This window comes from Haemophilus parainfluenzae, assembly GCF_014931275.1.
Taxonomy (GTDB): Bacteria; Pseudomonadota; Gammaproteobacteria; order Enterobacterales; family Pasteurellaceae; genus Haemophilus_D.
Map to the genome: position 1 here is coordinate 1165262 of NZ_CP063110.1, position 18866 is coordinate 1184127.

The 18866-nt window shown below is 39.5% G+C and carries 13 protein-coding genes; 4 read left to right on the plus strand and 9 right to left on the minus strand.

All coding sequences use genetic code 11. The features are described 5' to 3' along the window. Positions 1-12: 12 nt before the first annotated feature. The 6 genes from cydC to INQ00_RS05795 all read right to left on the minus strand — a co-directional run bounded on the left by cydC (position 13) and on the right by INQ00_RS05795 (position 8508). A complete protein-coding gene (cydC, locus tag INQ00_RS05770) occupies positions 13-1743 on the minus strand; it encodes a heme ABC transporter ATP-binding protein/permease CydC (protein ID WP_197546470.1) in 1731 nt (576 codons plus the stop codon). Next, positions 1743-3503 (minus strand): heme ABC transporter permease/ATP-binding protein CydD, encoded by a 1761-nt coding sequence (gene cydD / locus INQ00_RS05775; protein ID WP_197546471.1) that lies wholly within the window; start codon positions 3501-3503, stop codon positions 1743-1745. The genes cydC and cydD overlap by 1 nt, the downstream gene beginning before the upstream one ends. A 144-nt stretch (positions 3504-3647) precedes the next feature. Next, a complete protein-coding gene (trxB, locus tag INQ00_RS05780; RefSeq protein WP_005699879.1) occupies positions 3648-4601 on the minus strand; it encodes a thioredoxin-disulfide reductase in 954 nt (317 codons plus the stop codon). Between the two features lie 89 nt (positions 4602-4690). Continuing rightward, positions 4691-5548, minus strand: a complete 858-nt coding sequence (locus tag INQ00_RS05785; RefSeq protein WP_197546472.1) for a thioredoxin family protein — start codon at positions 5546-5548, stop codon at positions 4691-4693. A 119-nt stretch (positions 5549-5667) separates the two neighbouring features. Continuing rightward, positions 5668-6978: a nucleobase:cation symporter-2 family protein gene (locus INQ00_RS05790; protein ID WP_197546473.1), complete on the minus strand. Its 1311-nt coding sequence runs from the start codon at positions 6976-6978 to the stop codon at positions 5668-5670. A gap of 132 nt (positions 6979-7110) precedes the next feature. Continuing rightward, positions 7111-8508: a DASS family sodium-coupled anion symporter gene (locus tag INQ00_RS05795; RefSeq protein ID WP_197546474.1), complete on the minus strand. Its 1398-nt coding sequence runs from the start codon at positions 8506-8508 to the stop codon at positions 7111-7113. A 268-nt stretch (positions 8509-8776) separates the two neighbouring features. On the opposite strand from INQ00_RS05795, the gene INQ00_RS05800 reads away from it, so the two are divergent. Together INQ00_RS05800 and INQ00_RS05805 are read left to right on the plus strand one after the other, a co-directional pair. After that, positions 8777-10780 carry a type I restriction-modification system subunit M gene (locus INQ00_RS05800; RefSeq protein WP_197546475.1) on the plus strand — a complete coding sequence of 668 codons (2004 nt, stop codon included), beginning with the start codon at positions 8777-8779 and terminating at the stop codon, positions 10778-10780. 47 nt (positions 10781-10827) lie between these two features. Then, the gene (locus INQ00_RS05805) at positions 10828-12201 is read left to right on the plus strand and encodes a restriction endonuclease subunit S (protein ID WP_197546476.1); all 1374 of its coding nucleotides are present in this window, start codon (positions 10828-10830) and stop codon (positions 12199-12201) included. 107 nt (positions 12202-12308) lie between these two features. Here INQ00_RS05805 and INQ00_RS05810 read toward each other — a convergent pair whose 3' ends face one another. The 3 genes from INQ00_RS05810 to grpE all read right to left on the minus strand — a co-directional run bounded on the left by INQ00_RS05810 (position 12309) and on the right by grpE (position 15933). Then, positions 12309-12890, minus strand: a complete 582-nt coding sequence (locus INQ00_RS05810) for a uracil-DNA glycosylase family protein (protein WP_197546477.1) — start codon at positions 12888-12890, stop codon at positions 12309-12311. 74 nt (positions 12891-12964) lie between these two features. Continuing rightward, a complete protein-coding gene (nrdD, locus tag INQ00_RS05815) occupies positions 12965-15091 on the minus strand; it encodes an anaerobic ribonucleoside-triphosphate reductase (protein WP_197546478.1) in 2127 nt (708 codons plus the stop codon). Between the two features lie 266 nt (positions 15092-15357). Continuing rightward, positions 15358-15933 (minus strand): nucleotide exchange factor GrpE, encoded by a 576-nt coding sequence (gene grpE / locus INQ00_RS05820; protein ID WP_197546479.1) that lies wholly within the window; start codon positions 15931-15933, stop codon positions 15358-15360. Positions 15934-16063: 130 nt separating this feature from the next. On the opposite strand from grpE, the gene INQ00_RS05825 reads away from it, so the two are divergent. Next, entirely contained in the window at positions 16064-16954 is an 891-nt protein-coding gene (locus INQ00_RS05825) for an NAD(+) kinase (protein WP_197546480.1), read from the plus strand. A 76-nt stretch (positions 16955-17030) separates the two neighbouring features. Beyond that, the gene (gene recN / locus INQ00_RS05830) at positions 17031-18707 is read left to right on the plus strand and encodes a DNA repair protein RecN (RefSeq protein ID WP_197546481.1); all 1677 of its coding nucleotides are present in this window, start codon (positions 17031-17033) and stop codon (positions 18705-18707) included. The last annotated feature ends 159 nt before the right edge of the window (positions 18708-18866 follow it).

Consider the following 18866-nt stretch of genomic DNA (forward strand, 5'->3'; position numbering starts at 1 on the left):
TTCTTCCTTATTTTACACACGTTCCACTAGTTGTTTGAAGAACCCTTTTTCTAATTGCAATAATTCTGCGTAAGAGCCTTTTTCTATTAGCTTTGCTTCATCAATCACACAAAGTTCATCAAATTGCTCAATCGCCGTTAAGCGGTGAGTCACCATAATTAAGGTTTTATTTTCAGCATGGGCAAGAATCAAACGCAGAATTTGGCGTTCAGTTTCGCGGTCTAAACCTTCAGTTGGCTCATCTAATAATAAAATTGGCGCATCATTAAGCAGAATACGAGCCAAGCCTAAACGACGTTGTTCTCCACCAGAAAGTGGACGACCACCATCACCTAGCCAAATATCTAAACCTTGTTCTTGTTCCAACAATTTGCCTAAACCAACTTGATTTAACACCTCGATCATTTTTTCATCTGAAATATTGACCGCACTTGCGAATTGCAGATTTTGACGAAGTGTATCGCTAAATACATGAACACGTTGCGTTAAAAAGCAGAATTGGCTGCGTAATGTGTCTTCGGCGTAATCAGCAATCGGCTTGCCAGCAAGAAATAGCTGACCTTGGTTTGCATCGTAATTGCGTACTAAAAGCTGTAATAACGTGGATTTTCCGCTGCCTGTTTTACCTAAAATGGCGACTTTTTTACCTTTTTGAATGGTTAAATTCAAATTCTCTAAAGCACGATTTTGACGTTCAGGATAAGTGAAAGAAAGATCTTTGGTTTCAATTAATGTTGTGGCGTTTTGATCGAACTCCGCTTTGCCATTAAAGGTCACTAATGGTTGCTGCTCGATAATATCTGTCACGCGTTCAGCTGACGCAATGACTTGCCCGATATGTAAGAACGCAGAACCTAATGGCATTAAGATTTCAAACGATGCAAGGGCCGCAAAAGTGAAGAGCGCAATAAATGCCATACGATATTCATCGTTGCCAAATTCCGCTTGTGAGCTAAACCACAACATTGCGGCAATAATCAAACCATTTAAGAAGAGTGAAAGTGCGGTTGAAAATCCACTTAAATTGGCTTCTTTTTGCTGGTCTGCTTGCCAGTTAGCTTCAGTTTTAGCCATGTTATCTTTCAATTTATCTTCGGCATTAAAGAGCAATAATTCCGCTTGTGCTTGGATAAATTCTAAGAATTGGGTGCGATAAAGCGCACGTGAATGCACAAGTTTATCACCAAATTTTTTACCCAGTTGGTAGAAAATGGTTGGAATGACGAATACTAATAAAAGCAGGCTCAAACCTAGACCTAAGGCTAAAGGTGCATTGACGAAACTTAGGCCAATACACATGGCTAGAATCACAAAAATAGCCGTAATAAATGGCGCAATTAAGCGAAGATAAAGGCTATCAAGGGTATCTACATCAGACACTAAGCGGTTTAGTAAATCGCTGTTACGGTAGCGATTTAACACACCAGGACTTAATGGAATAATTTTCTCAAAAACTTGTACCCGTAATTTAGCCAAAATGCGGAAAGTCGCATCGTGTGTTACCAACTTTTCAAAATAACGGAAAAGGGTACGGCCAATGGCAAGCCCACGCACAGAGGCAGAAGGATAGAAGAAATTAAATAACGTGCCAAGACCCGCAATGGACGTTGCCGCTAAAAACCAACCGGAGGTAGTTAGTAAGCCAATACTGGATGCGAGGCCTGTGATCATTAAAACTAAGCCTAAAAATAAAGGCAGCTTGGCGAATTTAAATAAACGTAAAAAGGGAAGTAAAGCACGCATTATTGAATATCCTCTTTTCGTTGAGCCAATAATTCGGCAAAGAAGCCTTGATCTTTTAATTGGTTGAAATTTCCTTGTTGAACAATTTCACCTTCTTGCATCACAAAAATATTGTCACATTGTTTTAGATCTTCAATACGGTGTGTGATCATTAAGGTGGTTTGGTTATGGCTCATTTCAGCAAGAGCAGCAAGTACCAGATTTTCAGACTGAGCATCAAGGCTAGCTGTTGGCTCATCGAGTAATAATAAATTGCCTTTGCGGAGTAAAGCGCGAGCGATAGCTAAGCGTTGAGCTTGGCCTACAGATACACCTATGCCGCCATCTTTAATTTCGCTATCCAAGCCTAATTTATCGGTAAACTCTTTTGCTTGGGCAGAAATCAAGGCTTGCTCGATTTGTGCATCGGTGGCTTGAATATCGCCTAAAAGTAGATTTTCTTTGATGCTACCTTGTAGTAGTAATGGGTTTTGTCCGACCCAAGCAATTTGTTTGCGCCAGTCGCTTAAACGGCTTTGATTCAGTTCCACACCTTTAATTTTTAAGCTACCTTCATAAGGCAAGAAACCCAGTAATACATTGATTAAAGAGGTTTTCCCCGCACCACTTTGACCGACAAGGGCAATATGGCTTTCTTTCGGAATATGGAATGAAAGAGGCTTAGTTAATGGTTGACCTTGTGGAGAAAGCGCCACTAAATTTTCAGCCTGAATTTCGACCGCACTTTGTGCTGGAATTTGTTCATTGCCTTGATGTGCAATTAAATAATCTGCCTCTAAGAAATCGACAATGGCATCAGCAGCCCCAATACCGGCTGCACGATCGTGGTAGTAAGTACCTAGATCACGCAATGGTTGATAAAACTCTGGTGCAAGAATTAAGCAGAAAAAACCGGTAAATAAGGTCAGCGTAGTGCCATAAGTACCAAATTCGACTTGGCCTAAATAGCTAAAACCAAAGTACACCGCCATTAAAGCAATGGAAATGGAGGTGAAAAACTCTAACACGGCAGAAGAGAGAAACGCCATTTTAAGTACCGTCATGGTCGTTTCACGGAAGTCTTCCGTTGTACTTTCAATATGTTGAGTTTGTTCTGAAATGCGGTTGAAAAGACGTAAGGTTTCTAAACCACGTAAGCGATCCAAGAATTGAGCACTTAAGCGAGAAAGGGTTGCCATATTTTTTTGGCTGCTATCTGCTGCCGCAATTCCTACCAGAATCATAAAAATAGGCACAAGCGGTGCAGTGACCATCAAAATCAATCCAGCCGCCCAGTTGAGTGGGAATACAGCAATTAAAATCACCATTGGTACAATGGCAGACAAACTTTGTTGTGGTAAGAAACGCGCATAGAAATTATGTAGATTTTCCACTTGTTCAAGCATAATACTTGCCCAGCTACCAGCTGGTTTGTTATTGATGGTGGCCGGCCCAACTTGATGGATTTTATCTAAGATCTTTTGGCGCATATGATTGCGTAGTAATCGACCTGCTTTAAAGCCAATTTTTTCGCGCAGCCATAAAATAACTGCACGCAAAGCAAAAGTAATGATTAATGCAATAAAATAGGGAATCAGTTCAGTGCGATCGACATGTTGCATAATGAGCTTATCGAGCAATGTCGCAAGAAAATAGGTTTGAGCCACAAGAATTAAGGAAGAAAGTGTGGCAAGGGCAATATTGGTGCGCATTAATTTTTTAACAGGTTCTTGCTGCGCACGAAGCCATTTTTGTAAATATTTTTGGCGAAGTTTGTCCATAGATTTGTAGAGTTAGTATTTAAAAAGTTCTCCCTCTCTATTGAGAGGGAGCTTGAAGGGGAGTTTATTGATACAAAATTGATTCTTTAAAATCTCCCTTAACCCCTCTTGGCTAAAGAGGGGGAAATAAATAAGGAAATTTATTTATTCTTGAGCATCTAAATAACGTTCAGCATCTAATGCAGCCATACAGCCTGTACCCGCTGAAGTAATGGCTTGGCGATAGTTGTGATCCATTACATCACCCGCAGCAAATACGCCTTCCACAGAGGTCGCTGTCGCATTACCTTCAAGGCCTGATTTAACAACGATATAACCGTTGTTAAGTTCAAGCTGACCTTGGAAAATTTCAGTGTTTGGTGCATGACCGATGGCAATAAATAAACCGTCTAATTTCACGTCTTCTTTTTCGCCGGTTTTCACGTTTTCTAGACGTACACCGGTTACGCCCATATTATCGCCTAATACTTCATTCAAAGTGCGGTCAGTATGAAGCACGATTTTGCCTTCTTCGACTTTTTTGTATAAGCGATCGATTAGGATTTTTTCCGCACGGAAACTATCGCGACGGTGGATTAAATGTACTTCAGACGCAATATTAGCCAAGTAAAGCGCTTCTTCAACGGCGGTATTTCCGCCACCGACAACGGCAACCGGTTTATTGCGATAGAAGAAACCATCACAGGTTGCACAAGCTGAAACGCCACGGCCTTTATAAGCGGTTTCAGATTCTAACCCGATATAGCGTGCTGATGCCCCTGTTGCGATGATTAATGCATCACATGTGAAGGTTTGCATATCGCCATAAAGCTTGAACGGACGAGAAGATAAATCGACTTTGTTGATATGATCAAACACGATTTCCGTTTCAAATTTTTCAGCGTGCTGCAACATACGTTGCATTAAACCAGGGCCGGTTGTCATTTCAAAATCACCCGGCCAGTTTTCAATTTCATCAGTAGTGGTAAGTTGACCACCTTGTTGAAGACCGGTCACTAAAACAGGTTTTAAGTTTGCACGTGCGGCATAAATAGCGGCGGTATAGCCTGCAGGGCCTGAACCTAAAATTAATAATTTGCTGTGTTTAACGTCTGACATAAAGAATCCTTTGTTTATAAAATAAAGCATGAGGCTTTTGGAATTCGTCCATTATAAAGCCTTCATGCATAAAAAAATAGTTGATCGTATTAGTAAAGCAATGAATACAGCAATCGGCGATATTTATTGGTGATAGGATCTGCATTGCCAATGGCTGATAAAATAGATAAAAACTGCTGTTTTACCTCCCCATTTTCCGCAGAAAGATCTTGTTTAAGAATGCTAAATAATAAGTCCAATGCTTCTTCGTTTCGATTGGCTTGATGTAGCTGAACTGCCAATTTCAACGCAATTTCAGGCGTTGGATTTTTCTTATAATCCGCTTGTAATTGTTGAATTTCTGGCGTATCAGCCGCTTTAATTAAAAGTTCGATTTGCGCTTGTAATCCATGCCAACGGCTATCACGATCCTGAATAGGAATCTGAGATAAAATATCTGCTGCAGGTTCCGTTTTCTTCATGGCAATATAGGTTTCCGCATAAAGTAACGCCACATCGCTGTTTTTCTTATCTGAAAGCTCCCAGGCTTCTTTCAGTAATGGACGGGCAGAGTCGTAATCTTCCACTTGTAAAAAATCCAAGGCTTTTTGGAATTTTAAATCTTCTTCTTTTGGCAAAATGGCGCTTAAACGTTGTAATAAGCTGGCTTCATCTAATGCCCCAGGGAACGCATCTAATGCTTGAGCCTCTTTGAAAAGGTAGGTCGTTGGCAACGCTTGAATACGAAATTGTGCGGCAATCATTTGCTCCGTTTCACAATTGACTAAGCCGAGAATAAATTGTCCTTGATGTTGTTCTGCAACACGTTGTAGAACTTTTGCAAAATCAGCTGATTCTTTATGGCTTGGCGCATAAAAGTTAATGACAAGCGGGGTTTCGACGGAACGTTGCAACGTTTCAGTAAGATTTTGTTCGTTGAGTTCAACTAAAAAAGGTAAATCTGCCATTTTTATTCCTTGATAAATGGAAAATGATGCCTGATTTTAACAAAGTGCGGTCAGTTTTAGAAATGTTTTACAGGAAAAGAAAAGGGCAGTGTTAATCTGCCCTTATTCGCTATCTATTTTTATTCTTTTGTTTCTTCCACTTTATCTTCAGGAAGCACGAGGTTAAGAATTAAGGCAAGTAATGAACCTACAGTAATGCCTGAACCGAGCACTTCTTTGAAAAAGTGCGGTAATTTATCAAGCAATTCTGGACGAGTCGTCACGGCTAAGCCACAGCCAATGGAAATCGCGATAATTAAACCATTACGTTTGCTACGAGCCACTTTATCCAACATTTGGATACCTGCAGCGATAATCATCGCGAACATCATTAAGCCTGCACCGCCTAATACTGGTAATGGAATTGATACAATTAATGCACCGAATACAGGAAAGAAGCCCGCTAGCGCTAGAAGTACACCGGTTAGCGCAACCACGTGACGGCTTGCCACGCCAGTTAGAGAAATGACGCCAATGTTTTGTGAGAATGAAGAGAATGGTGTGGTGGACATAATGGCAGCTAGGGCAGATCCTAAGCCATCGGCTAAAACGCCACCGCGTAAATGTTTACCGGTGATTTCTGTTTGAGTCGCATTACCCAGTGCTAAGAAGTTACCGCTTGATTCAACGATCGTCACTAAATACGCAATGGACATGCCGATAATGCCTGAAATTGGGAAGGCTAAGCCAAAGTGTAGTGGTTGTGGAATCGCGAAAGTTTGCGCTTGTTTTACGCCTTCAAAGCTCACCCAGCCCATCGCCAAACAAACAATATAACCTGTCATCATCCCAATAACGATCGCAGCAGCGGAGAAAATCCCTTTTCCCCATTGAACGAGCGCAACCACGATCACCAACACAAAGCTCGCCATCATTAAGTTTTCTGGCGTAGCATAATTCGCATCACCACGTTGACCACCCGCGAACCAGTCAACGGCAACAGGAATCAGGCTTAAACCGATCATCATGACAACGGTACCGGTTACAATTGGTGGGAACAATTTACGAATATACGGCATAAAGAAACTGCCGATAATCATCACTAGTGAACCAACAAGAGAAGCCCCTAAAATACCGGCAATACCATATTCACTAAAACCAATGGCCAGTGCAGCGGCAACGAAAGTAAAACTGGTTCCCATCACACTTGGTAAACGAATTCCCACAGGTCCTAAGCCTTTACATTGGATAACCGTGACTACACCAGAAATCAAGAGTGCAGCATTCACTAGCGTAATGGTGTCTTCGGTAGGTAATTTTAAGACGTTACCAATGACCAATGGTACAGCAATAATTCCCCCAAGAGCAGCAAGTAAATGTTGTGCCGCAAGGAGTAAACTCAATCCGAAAGGTGGTTTGTCTTCCACCGTATAAAGCAGGTTGTTATTCATTTGGTTTCCCTAAGTAAAAAAATTGTGCGAATTATACGTTAATTTTTATTTGCCGCAAACGTTTGCGTAAAGAAAATAAAAAAGTGCGGTTAAAATTACGTGATTTTCAACCGCACTTGCTTGATTTAAAGGCTACATCCAGAATAGATAAGCAATGGTTGCAATAATGACCATACAGGTTAAATCAATAAATTTACCCACGCGGATCATTTCGGATTGTTTAACGAAACCTGTCGAGTACACAATCGCATTCGGTGGTGTACCAACTGGCATCATAAAGGCACAAGATGCACCTAGGCCAATAATCATCGCAAAACCAAGTGGTGGCATATTCAGTGCTTGTGCGATAGAAATAAAAATTGGAACCAGTAAAGCTGCACTTGCTGTGTTTGACGTAAACTCAGTTAAGCAGACAATAAAGGCAGCAACAATTAATGCCATTACATAGTAGTGACCGCCTTCAATAATAAAGACAATACCATCTGCCATGATTTTACTTGCACCTGAATGGGTGAGTACAGAACTTAAGGTTAAGCCGCCACCAAAGAGGAATAATACGCCCCATTCTGTATTTTCTTGCACTTCTTTCCAGCTTGCGATACCGGTTACACAGATGACAATTGCTGCTGAGAGCGCAACCATACTGTCAAAGCTGCCAATTGGTTTTGGTAAACCTAATAATTGAGAAAGAATAGGGTTGATGTAGCCACCAAAAATCCAAAGAATCGCCACGGTCACAAAAATAGTTAAGGTTAAAATACGTTTTTTTGTCATGTGAATTTTGGCAAATTCCGCATCAAAGCGAAGACCGAGTTTCGGTTTAAAAACAAGGTATAACCAACCAATAATTACAGGAAATAAAATCAGCATGACTGGAGTGCCATACATTAACCAGTCTGCAAAACCTAAATGAAGTTGAGATGCTGCAATAGCATTCGGTGGGCTACCTACAAGGGTTCCCATACCACCGATGGTAGCACTATAAGCAATGCCTAATAATACGAATACATAAGTATTGTGATCTTTATTACGGTCTAACTGACTTAAAATAGTCATTGAAAGTGGAATCATCATTGCAGCAGTAGCGGTATTGCTCATCCACATGGACAAAAATGCTGTTGCGACGAATAAATAGAGTACAGCAACAGATAACCGACCCCGCGCTAACTGCATGATTTTATTAGCGATCATTTGGTCAATCTTTTGCGCATTTAATGCCGTTGCAAGCGCAAAACCACCAAAGAATAAGAAGATTGTGGGATCTGAAAAGGCTACGAGGGCTTCTCGACTATCAGCTAATCCTAATAGAACAGATAGAATTGGAACGAATAATGCAGTGATGGTTACACTAACTGCTTCGGTGAGCCATAGAATGGCCACAAATGCGAGTAAAGATAATCCTTTATTCTCAGCAGGGGCAAAAGGAAGTGTATTGAGTAGAATCAAAAAGAGAGCTACATCAGAAAGGAATATAATAGTTTGTTTATTCCATGCTTTTCGTTGAGAGTTTGTGACAGATATTACTTGCATATTTTTTCCTATATTTTTAAGGCCGGCGATTTTAGCATAACAGGCCTCAGTCAGGAAATAATGCATACTAAAAATTGATTACAGTGAAAGAAAAGTAGGTTCAAAGTGAAGCAATTTTTACATGATGATTTAATGGTGAATACTTTTTAAGTAATGGAATTTAATTTAAGTAAAGTTATGCATTAAAAATGAGGGATGAGTATAAAACACAGTAGTAATTTGTTAGAATCTGAACAATTTTCTTATATAACTTCTAACGGACAATACAATGGACAACCAACCAATTAGCCTAAGTGCAATCCTAAAAGATTCTAACTACAAACTTTCTCAATTTAGCTCAGAACAAGTGGCTAAACTTGAATCTCAAATCAGTGAAAAAGTTGTTAAAGACAAAAAACACTATTACCTAACTTGCCGTATCCGCAATAAAGAAATCAAACTAACACCTGAAGAAATCGTCCGCCAACTGTATTTGATGATTTTGATGGATGACTACGGTTATCCAGCAGAACGTATTCAACTGGAATATAGTGTTACCTTTGGCCGGGACGACAGTAAACGGGCAGATATTGTTGTATTTGATAAAGACAATCCGAATTCTGCCTATATCATTGTTGAACTCAAAAAACCTAAACTCAAAGACGGTAAAGAACAGCTCAAATCCTATTGCAATGCCACAGGCGCACCAATCGGTGTATGGACGAACGGCGATTCCATTTCTTTTTATCACCGAAAAGACCCAAATTACTTTGAAGATATTCCCACATTGCCGAGAGTATCGGAAAAATTGTCTGATGTATTGAATGAAAAATACACTATTGATGATTTAATCCGAAAAGATAAGCTTGTCAATGAACGCAAGTCATTGAAAGATTTAATTTTAGAAATGGAAGACGAGGTCTTGGCAAATGCTGGCGTGGATGTATTTGAAGAGCTCTTTAAGCTGATCTTTACCAAACTCTATGACGAAATGGAGAGCGGCCGGAACAAAAAACGCTATTTAGTATTTCGTAATAGTGGCGATACAGAAATTGAATTAAAAAATAAAATTCAAGATTTATTTGAAAAAGCCCGAGAAAAATGGGAAGGCGTATTTTCCGAAGACAGCAAAATCCAGCTTACTCCTTCGCATTTGTCTGTCTGTGTTTCTTCACTGCAAGATGTTAAGCTGTTTAATTCCAATTTGGATGTGGTGGATGAAGCTTTTGAATACCTGATTAACAAATCCAGCAAAGGCGAGAAAGGACAATATTTTACGCCGCGCTATGTGATTGATATGTGCGTAAAAATGCTCAATCCAGCTGCGGATGAAACCATTATCGACACAGCTGCAGGCAGTTGTGGCTTTCCTGTTCACACAATCTTCCACGTATGGGAACAGATTCTAAAAGAGCAAGGCATGGAAAAAAGCCATTTGTTTACCAGCGAAGAAAAGCCTATTGAATGTACTGATTACGTTATCAAGAAAGTTTTTGCTATCGATTTTGATGAAAGAGCTGTACGCGTTGCACGTACGCTAAATTTGATTGCAGGCGACGGGCAAACCAACGTATTGCATTTAAACACGTTGGATTGGGAACGCTGGGATGAAAAAACTAAAGATGAAAACTGGCTCGATACTTATGGCAACGGCTGGAAAGGCCTGCGCAAACTCAGAAAGCAAAAGGATAGCAACCGAGATTTCGGTTTCGACATTCTGATGGCGAATCCGCCGTTTGCAGGCGACATTAAAGAAAGCCGTATTTTGGCGAAATATGAACTGGGCAAAAAGCCCAATGGCAAAGCTCAAACTAAAGTTGGGCGTGACATTCTCTTCATCGAACGTAATCTGGATTTCTTAAAAGATGGTGGACGCATGGCAATCGTTTTGCCGCAAGGTCGTTTCAATAATAGCTCCGATAAAGCCATCCGCGAATTTATTGCAGAACGTTGTCGTATCCTTGCAGTAGTTGGCTTGCATGGGAACGTATTTAAACCCCATACAAGCACCAAAACTAGCGTTTTATTTGTGCAAAAATGGCATGATGAACTTTGCCCGAAAGTCGAAGATTACCCGATTTTCTTTGCCACTATGCAGGAACCGAGTAAAGACAACAGCGGCGATAAAATCTTTGTTCGTAATGAAGATGGTTCACCGGTGCTGGATAGCCACGGACATTTAATCGTTAAGCATGACCTTTTCAACCATGATGGCAAAACCCAAGATGGTATCGCTGAAGCCTTTTTGGAATTTGCCAAAAAAGAGAAACTGTCTTTTGCGGGAAAGCTTTAAGCCCCTTTGATTCCGCGAAATACCAGCGGTTGTTGGAGGGGCTGGAGGTGAGAGTATTACAGTATTCAAGTCTAAAAAATGAAGTAGATAAAACTTTTCGATTGGATGCTGAACATTATAGAAAAAAATATCAAATCTCTATTTCAAAATTATCAAATTTAACAACTCAAAGATTAGGTAGCTTATTGAGTATTCCTGTTTGCACGGGACATACGCCATCAATGCAGAACGATAGCTTTTATGGCGGTAGTGTAAAATTTATTAAGACTGACAATGTAAGAGAAAATAAAATTACTGATTTTTTCACTGATTATCTTTCTGATAAAGGAGCGAGTGAGTTAAAAAAGAGTAATCTTATATCAGGAGATGTTATTACAACTATAATTGGTGCAACTTACGATATAGTTGGCAGAACAGCTATGGTTACTGATGAGTTGCTTCCTGCAAATATTAATCAGAATATCGCCCTTATAAGATGTAATAGCAATAAAATAAATCCTTATTTTTTAAATTGCTATTTAAATACATATATAGGTAGAGCAATGCTTCACTATCATTCAAGACAAACAGAACAAGTTAATCTTAACTGTCGTGAAGTAGAGCGAGTGCTAGTTCCTATATTTAACAATGAATTTCAGAAATCTATTGAAGAATTATATAAAAAATCAGAAAAGATAATATTAGATTCTAAAATTGCTTACCAAACCGCCCAAAACCTGCTTTTAGAGCATTTAGGCTTAAAAGACTTCAACCCGCCAGTACAAAAGGTTAGTATCAAATCCTTTTCCGACAGTTTTGGCACTTCGGGCAGGCTGGATGCGGAGTTTTATCAGGAAAAGTATGAAGGCTATCTGAAAAAAATTCAGGCTTATCCGAACGGTTGTGAACCGATAAGAACGGCTTGCAAATTGAAGGATGCGAATTACACGCCTAAAGATAATCAGACATACCAATATATTGAATTATCCAATATTGGAAATTCAGGGGAAATTACAGGAGCAAGCCTGGATTTAGGATGCAATCTGCCAAGCAGGGCAAGACGGAAAGTCAGTAAAAACGACGTAATTGTTTCAAGTATTGAAGGCTCGCTTGCCAGTTGCGCCATCGTATCGGAACAGTATCATCAGGCGTTATGTTCAACAGGCTTTTATGTGGTGTCGTCTGAAAAAATTAATTCGGAAACTTTACTGATGTTGTTTAAATCCGAGCCTATACAGCAACTTTTAAAACAAGGTTGCTCAGGTACAATTTTGACTGCTATCAATAAAGATGAATTTTTGAACATTCCCTTACCTTTAGTTGATGTAAATATCCAAACCCAAATCTCCGATTTAATCCAACAATCCGACTGCTTGCGTCAAAAATCCCAAGCATTGTTGGAAGAAGCCAAGCGTAAGGTGGAACAAGCGATTGAATCATAGTTTTTTGATTGTTTGAATTTTTATAACATTAATTGAAGCAAAGTGCGGTCAAAACTGGATGCTTTTTGACCGCACTTCATAATTAAATATCAATTTAGTGAGATAAATTAACGAGATAAAATCGCTTTAACTTGCTTTTGTAATACTGGGATAATCTCTTGCTCAAACCATGGATTTTTCTTGAGCCAAATTTGGTTGCGTGGAGAAGGGTGAACGAGAGGGAGAAATTGAGGCAGAAAATCACGGAAATGGTGAACCGTTTCAGTCACATTAAGCTCGTTTTCTGGTAAATAATATTTTTGTGCATATTGCCCGATAAGAATGGTGAGCTCTATGTTGGGTACGTTAGCTAAAATCGGTGCATGCCATTTCTCTGCGAAGCCTTTGCGTGGCGGTAAATCACCGGATTTGCCTTTGCCTGGGTAATAAAAATCCATCGGAATGACAGCAAACATACCTGAATGGTAAAAGGTATCGCGATCCACACCTAGCCATTCACGTAGGCGATCACCGCTTTTATCATTCCAATATAAACGACTTTCTTGGGCTTTAATTCCAGGTGCTTGTCCGACGATATTAATACGAGCGCTAGTTGGCGCAGCAAAAAGCGGTTCGATACCTTTTGCAGTAAAAGATTGATTATCGGGATCTTGCATGATGGATTGGGTAATTTGAGCAAGTGTTGGCATTGTATTTCCTTCTTTGTTGAAATAAAAATAGCTCACTTTTGATGAGCTATTTTATCATAATCAATATCGCGACATTATAGGTGTTTTACTCGACGTTTTACTTCTTCTTGTTTGCCCGCATTGAATGGACGAGCGTCAGGGCTGCCGAGATAACCACAAACCCGTCGGGTCACGGAGACTTTTGCACTGTCATGATTACCGCATTTTGGGCAGACAAAGCCTTTGCTTGTGCAATTGAATTCTCCTGTGAAACCACATTCGTAACATTCATCAATTGGCGTATTGGTGCCGTAATAAGGCACGCGATCGTAGCTATAATCCCATACATCTTCGAGTGCTTTCAGGTTATGTTGAATATTTGGGTATTCGCCATAACAGATAAAGCCGCCACTCGCTAATTCAGGATAAGGCATTTCAAAGTCTAATTTATCGTATGGATTCACTTTTTTCTCTACATCTAAGTGATAGCTGTTAGTGTAGTAGCCTTTATCGGTAACGCCGTCAATGACACCAAATTGTTTGGTATCTAAACGGCAGAAACGATCACACAAGTTTTCACTAGGTGTGGAATAAAGGCTAAATGCATAACCCGTTTCTTTCTGCCATTGTTTTACCGCTCCATTTAAACGACGCACAATCGCGATGCCTTTTTCACGCAGTTGTTCATCGTCAAAAATATGCCCTTGTTTGTACAGTGCATTGATGGTTTCGTGAATACCAATATAGCCTAAAGAAATTGATGCTCGTCCATTTTTGAAAATATCCGCAACATTATCATCGGCTTTTAGTCGAACGCCGCAAGCGCCTTCCATATAGAGAATTGGCGCGACACGGGCTTTGGTATTTTCTAAGCGAGCAATACGGGTAAGCAAGGCTTTCTTCGCGAGGGCTAAGCGTTCATCTAAAGTGCGGTAGAATTTTTCTTCATTTCCTTGTGCTTCAAGGGCAATGCGAGGCAGATTCAGACTTACCACGCCTAAATTATTGCGACCATCATGCACTTCATGCTCGTTTTCTTCATAGGCACCCAAGAAGCTACGACAACCCATTGGGGCTTTGAATGAGCCTGTGACTTTAACCACTTGATCATAGTTTAAAATATCGGGATACATGCGTTTTGAAGCGCATTCTAATGCCAGTTTTTTAATGTCATAGTTCGGATCTCGTTCGTTTTGGTTCACGCCTTTTTTAATGGTAAAGACCAGTTTAGGGAAGACGGGCGTTTTGTGATTTTTACCCAAACCACGAATACGGTTTTTCAAAATTGATTGCTGAATTAAACGTTCTTGCCAACTTGTACCTAAGCCAAAACCGAAGGTGACAAACGGCGTTTGACCATTGGACGTATGGAGCGTATTAACTTCATATTCAAGGGATTGAAATGCATCAAAACATTCTTTTTCAATCAACGCTTTTGCATAACCTTCAGCATCTGGAATTTGCCATTGGGCGGCATTTTTCAAATGTTTTTCAAAGCTGAGTTGAACATAAGGTGCAAGCACTTCATCAATGCGATTAATGGTTGTACCGCCATAAATATGGCTGGCTACTTGAGCAATAATTTGTGCGGTAACCGCTGTTGCTGTGCCGATAGATTTCGGTGGTTCAATTTCGGCATTACCCATTTTAAAGCCATGCGAAAGCATGCCTTTTAGATCAACGAGCATGCAGTTAAACATCGGGAAAAATGGTGCGTAATCTAAGTCGTGATAGTGGATTTCCCCTTTTTCATGGGCTTCAACGACATCTCTTGGCAGAATATGACGTTTGGCATAATGTTTTGCCACAATACCCGCCAGTAAATCACGTTGGGTAGGGATAACTTTCGCATCTTTATTTGCGTTTTCATTAAGCAATTCCACATTGCTTTGCTCAATCAGTCCTTCAATTTCTTTGGTTAATTGGCTGCGTTTTTCACGTGCCAGGTCGCGATCGTGACGATATTCAATATAAGCACGTGCAATTTGTGGATACTTGCTTGTCATTAAGTGATTTTCAACAATTTTTTGAATCTGGTTGATATCAATTTCATGCTGATAATGACTAAAAATTTCAGTATTAATCTGCTGGCTCAGATCATGGATATACATTTCATCAACAATATTGACCGCACTTGCTGCTTTTTTGATTGCATTAGTAATACGTTGTAGGTCAAACCCAATTCGTGAACCATCACGCTTAATCACAAAGAAAGCGTTCATTTTATGACTCCTGTAAGGTAGCTATGAAAAAAATCGAAAACACTATATATAGTTTTATTTAATAGATCAACACACAATATGTAGTGTTATTTGTCAGTTTTTGATAGTTGAAATTGAGTCGAAACCTTGTTAAATCTGGAAAGAAAGAGTGTTTTTGTTGAGAATTATTCTCAAATTATTTTTTAATAAATTTGATCTATGTCAAGATTTTTGGCAATAAAAAAACGGACGAAAAATCGTCCGCTCTTTAAGTCATAGAAAAGAAATTAAGCTGCAACCATTACCATAGCTGGGCGAATCACACGACCATTTAAGGTATAACCTTTTTGTAAAACGGTGGTGATTTGGTTGCTTTCAAACCCTTCAGCTGGTTGCATAGAGATGGCTTGGTGGAGATCCGGGTTAAAGGTGTCACCCACTGCGCCAACAGGTTCAACACCAAAGCGAGCCACCGTTGAGAGTAACTCTTTTAAGGTTAGCTCCACACCATCGAATAACGCTTTGATGCTTTCATCTTCCTTATTGGCAGGTGTTGAAAGCGCACGCTCTAAGTTATCAATGGTATTCAAAATGTCTTTTGAAAATTTTTCCAGTGCAAATTTATGCGCTTTTTCAACATCTTGTTCGCTACGGCGACGCATATTGTCAATTTCTGCACGAGTACGAAGCAATAAATCTTGTTCTTTTTTAGATGTTTCTTCTACTTGTGCTTTTAATTGTTCTTCAAGCTCTTGTACACGAGCGATCGCTTCTTCTAACGGATCTTCCGTTGAAGTGGTTTCCTGCTGAATTTCTTCAACAAGTTCTTCATTTTCATTTAAGTTTTGTGCTTGTTCTGACATCTTTTTCTCCATTTATCAAAAATTAGTGCTATTTTAGCAAAACTGAATTGCTATGTAATATAATGGCTAAAATTTTAAATTCAAGTGCGGTCAGAAATCGATGAGTTTGCACTTGGGAGCAATCATAGTTATGGATGAATTAGTTAAATCATTTAAAACCATCGCTTTAATGGGAAAACCACGTCGCGATATTAATTTGCAAATGCATAAAAACTTGTATCAATGGCTGAAGGAGCGAGGTTATCAAGTTTTAGTCGAAAAAGATGTCGGTGAAAAATTTGGTTTACCCGAAGAGGTTTTAGCGAAAGTTGAACAAATCGGTGAGCAAGCACAACTTGTGATTGTGATCGGTGGTGATGGCAATATGCTAGGGCGTGCTCGTATTTTAGCTAAATATCATATTCCAATGATTGGCATTAACCGAGGTAACTTGGGCTTTTTGACTGATATCGACCCGAAAAATGCTTATGCACAACTTGAAGCTTGTTTGGAACGCGGCGAGTTTTTTGTCGAAGAGCGTTTTTTATTGGAAGCTAAAATTGAACGCAATGGCGAAATTATTTCTAGTGGTAATGCAGTAAATGAGGCGGTGATTCACCCTGCTAAAATTGCGCACATGATTGATTTCCATGTTTATATCAACGATAAGTTTGCCTTTTCTCAACGTTCAGATGGCTTGATTGTTTCCACCCCAACAGGTTCAACAGCTTATTCGCTTTCCGCTGGTGGTCCGATTTTAACACCAAATTTAAATGCGATTGCCCTTGTGCCGATGTTCCCACACACACTTTCTTCGCGACCATTAGTCATTGATGGAGACAGTAAAATTTCAATTCGCTTTGCAGAACATAACACTTCACAGTTGGAATTAGGCTGTGATAGTCAAATTGCACTAGATTTTTGTCCAGATGATGTGGTGCATATTGAAAAAAGCCCGCACAAGCTACGTTTATTACATCTAAAAAATTATAATTATTACAATGTATTAAGTACAAAATTAGGCTGGCTTAAAAATTTCTAATCCAAAAAGTTAAAAATCTCTTTACTGTATATTATATCAGTTATAATATATGGATATACAGTTAAGGAGATTTTTTATGCTAACCCAACTTACCATCAATAATTTTGCAATTGTTCGTCAATTAGAGATTGAATTGGCGAAAGGAATGTCTGTGATCACGGGGGAAACCGGCGCAGGAAAATCTATTGCTATTGATGCGTTGGGGTTATGTTTGGGGCAGCGTATTGAAACCTCTATGGTTCGAGAAGGGCAGGAAAGAGCTGAAGTCTGTGCCACGTTTTTTATTGAACCAACTAATCCTGCTTATCAATGGTTGCAAGAGCAAGAATTACAAGATCCAGATAATCCCTCCGATTGTATTCTACGCCGCATCATTAATGCAGATGGGCGTTCTAAAGCCTTTATCAATAGCACGCCCGTATCGGCTTCTCAATTAAAAGAAATTGGTCAATATCTTATTCATATTAATGGGCAGCACGCTTCACAATTATTATTAAAAAATGATTATCAGCTTCAGTTAGTGGATACATTTGCACATCACAATGATTTACTCGCACAAATGCGAGAAGATTATCGAGCATGGAAAAATCTTCAAACGCAAGTTAAAAATTTCCAACAAAAAGTGGCCGAAAATGAAGCGAAGAAACAACTTTTACAATATCAGGTAGAAGAGTTGGATGAGTTTGCCCTTCGTCCAAATGAATATTTAGAATTAGAAGAGGATCAACGTCGTCTATCAAATAGCGAACAGCTGACACAGTTATCACAATCAGCCTTACAGCTACTCAGTGAAAATGAGACGGTAAGTATCGATTCTATGCTTTATCGTGCGACACAGTATATTAATGAATTAAGTGAGTTAGATCCTCGATATGTTTCCGTTCAAACAATGTTGAATGATGCACTTATCCAAGTGCAAGAGGCGACAAGTGAAGTCCAACATCTTGCATCTCATATTGAGCAAGATCCGATGTTATTACAAGAGATTGAACAACGTCTAGGTCAAGCTTTACAACTCGCTCGCAAGCACAATGTGAAACCTGAAGCGTTAGTTGAATGGCATCAAAAATTAAAAGCAGAATTGACCGCACTTTTAGATTTTTCAGAAAGTGAAGAGCGTTTGATTCTGGAAGAAAAAGCGGCCGTTGAGAAAATGCAACATACGGCAAAACAATTACATGAAAGCCGTTGCCAAGCTGCAGAGAAATTAGCCCAACAAGTGACGCATTCCATTAAAGGGCTTGCAATGGAAAATGCAGAATTTTTTATCGAAGTGAATTCAGATTTAACTAAAGTTGCGGTAAATGGGGCAGATAATATCGTCTTTACTTTACGTAGTAATTTAGGACAACAAGCACAGCCGTTAGCAAAAGTGGCGTCAGGTGGTGAATTGTCTCGTATTTCATTAGCGATTCAAGTCTTAACATCCGATCAATCGGCGATTCCAACGCTAATCTTTGATGAGGTTGATGTTGGGATTAGTGGGAAAACCGCGAGCGTAGTGGGTAAATTATTGCGCCAATTAGGTAATAAATGCCAAGTGCTTTGTGTGACCCATTTACCACAAGTGGCATGCCATGGACATCATCAATTCAATGTTGAGAAATTTACCGTGGATGATAAAACAGAAACCAAAATGACCGCACTTTCTCAAGAAGAGCGCGTTCCTGCTCTTGCAAGATTACTCGGTGGTAGTGAAATTACGGATCTTGCTTTAGCAAATGCACAAGAGATGTTGGATTTAGTTAAATAAAATCAGGTAAATAAATGGGTGTTTGTCACCCATTTAATGTATTAATGAGTGAATTCTGTCGTAAAGCTTAGATTCTTCTTGTCACATTTCAAAAATACTTGATAGAAATGCTTGCTTATTAGTCAAAAAAGCGTATTATAGACGTCTATACGTCAATAC

Coding starts and splice junctions, on each gene's coding strand:
- INQ00_RS05800 (WP_197546475.1), top strand. CDS start 8,777: ATGGACAACCAACCAATTAGCCTAAGTGCAATCCTAAAAGATTCTAAC.
- INQ00_RS05810 (WP_197546477.1), bottom strand. CDS start 12,890: ATGCCAACACTTGCTCAAATTACCCAATCCATCATGCAAGATCCCGAT.
- INQ00_RS05790 (WP_197546473.1), bottom strand. CDS start 6,978: ATGAATAACAACCTGCTTTATACGGTGGAAGACAAACCACCTTTCGGA.
- nrdD (WP_197546478.1), bottom strand. CDS start 15,091: ATGAACGCTTTCTTTGTGATTAAGCGTGATGGTTCACGAATTGGGTTT.
- trxB (WP_005699879.1), bottom strand. CDS start 4,601: ATGTCAGACGTTAAACACAGCAAATTATTAATTTTAGGTTCAGGCCCT.
- INQ00_RS05795 (WP_197546474.1), bottom strand. CDS start 8,508: ATGCAAGTAATATCTGTCACAAACTCTCAACGAAAAGCATGGAATAAA.
- INQ00_RS05785 (WP_197546472.1), bottom strand. CDS start 5,548: ATGGCAGATTTACCTTTTTTAGTTGAACTCAACGAACAAAATCTTACT.
- cydD (WP_197546471.1), bottom strand. CDS start 3,503: ATGGACAAACTTCGCCAAAAATATTTACAAAAATGGCTTCGTGCGCAG.
- recN (WP_197546481.1), top strand. CDS start 17,031: ATGCTAACCCAACTTACCATCAATAATTTTGCAATTGTTCGTCAATTA.
- cydC (WP_197546470.1), bottom strand. CDS start 1,743: ATGCGTGCTTTACTTCCCTTTTTACGTTTATTTAAATTCGCCAAGCTG.
- INQ00_RS05825 (WP_197546480.1), top strand. CDS start 16,064: ATGGATGAATTAGTTAAATCATTTAAAACCATCGCTTTAATGGGAAAA.
- grpE (WP_197546479.1), bottom strand. CDS start 15,933: ATGTCAGAACAAGCACAAAACTTAAATGAAAATGAAGAACTTGTTGAA.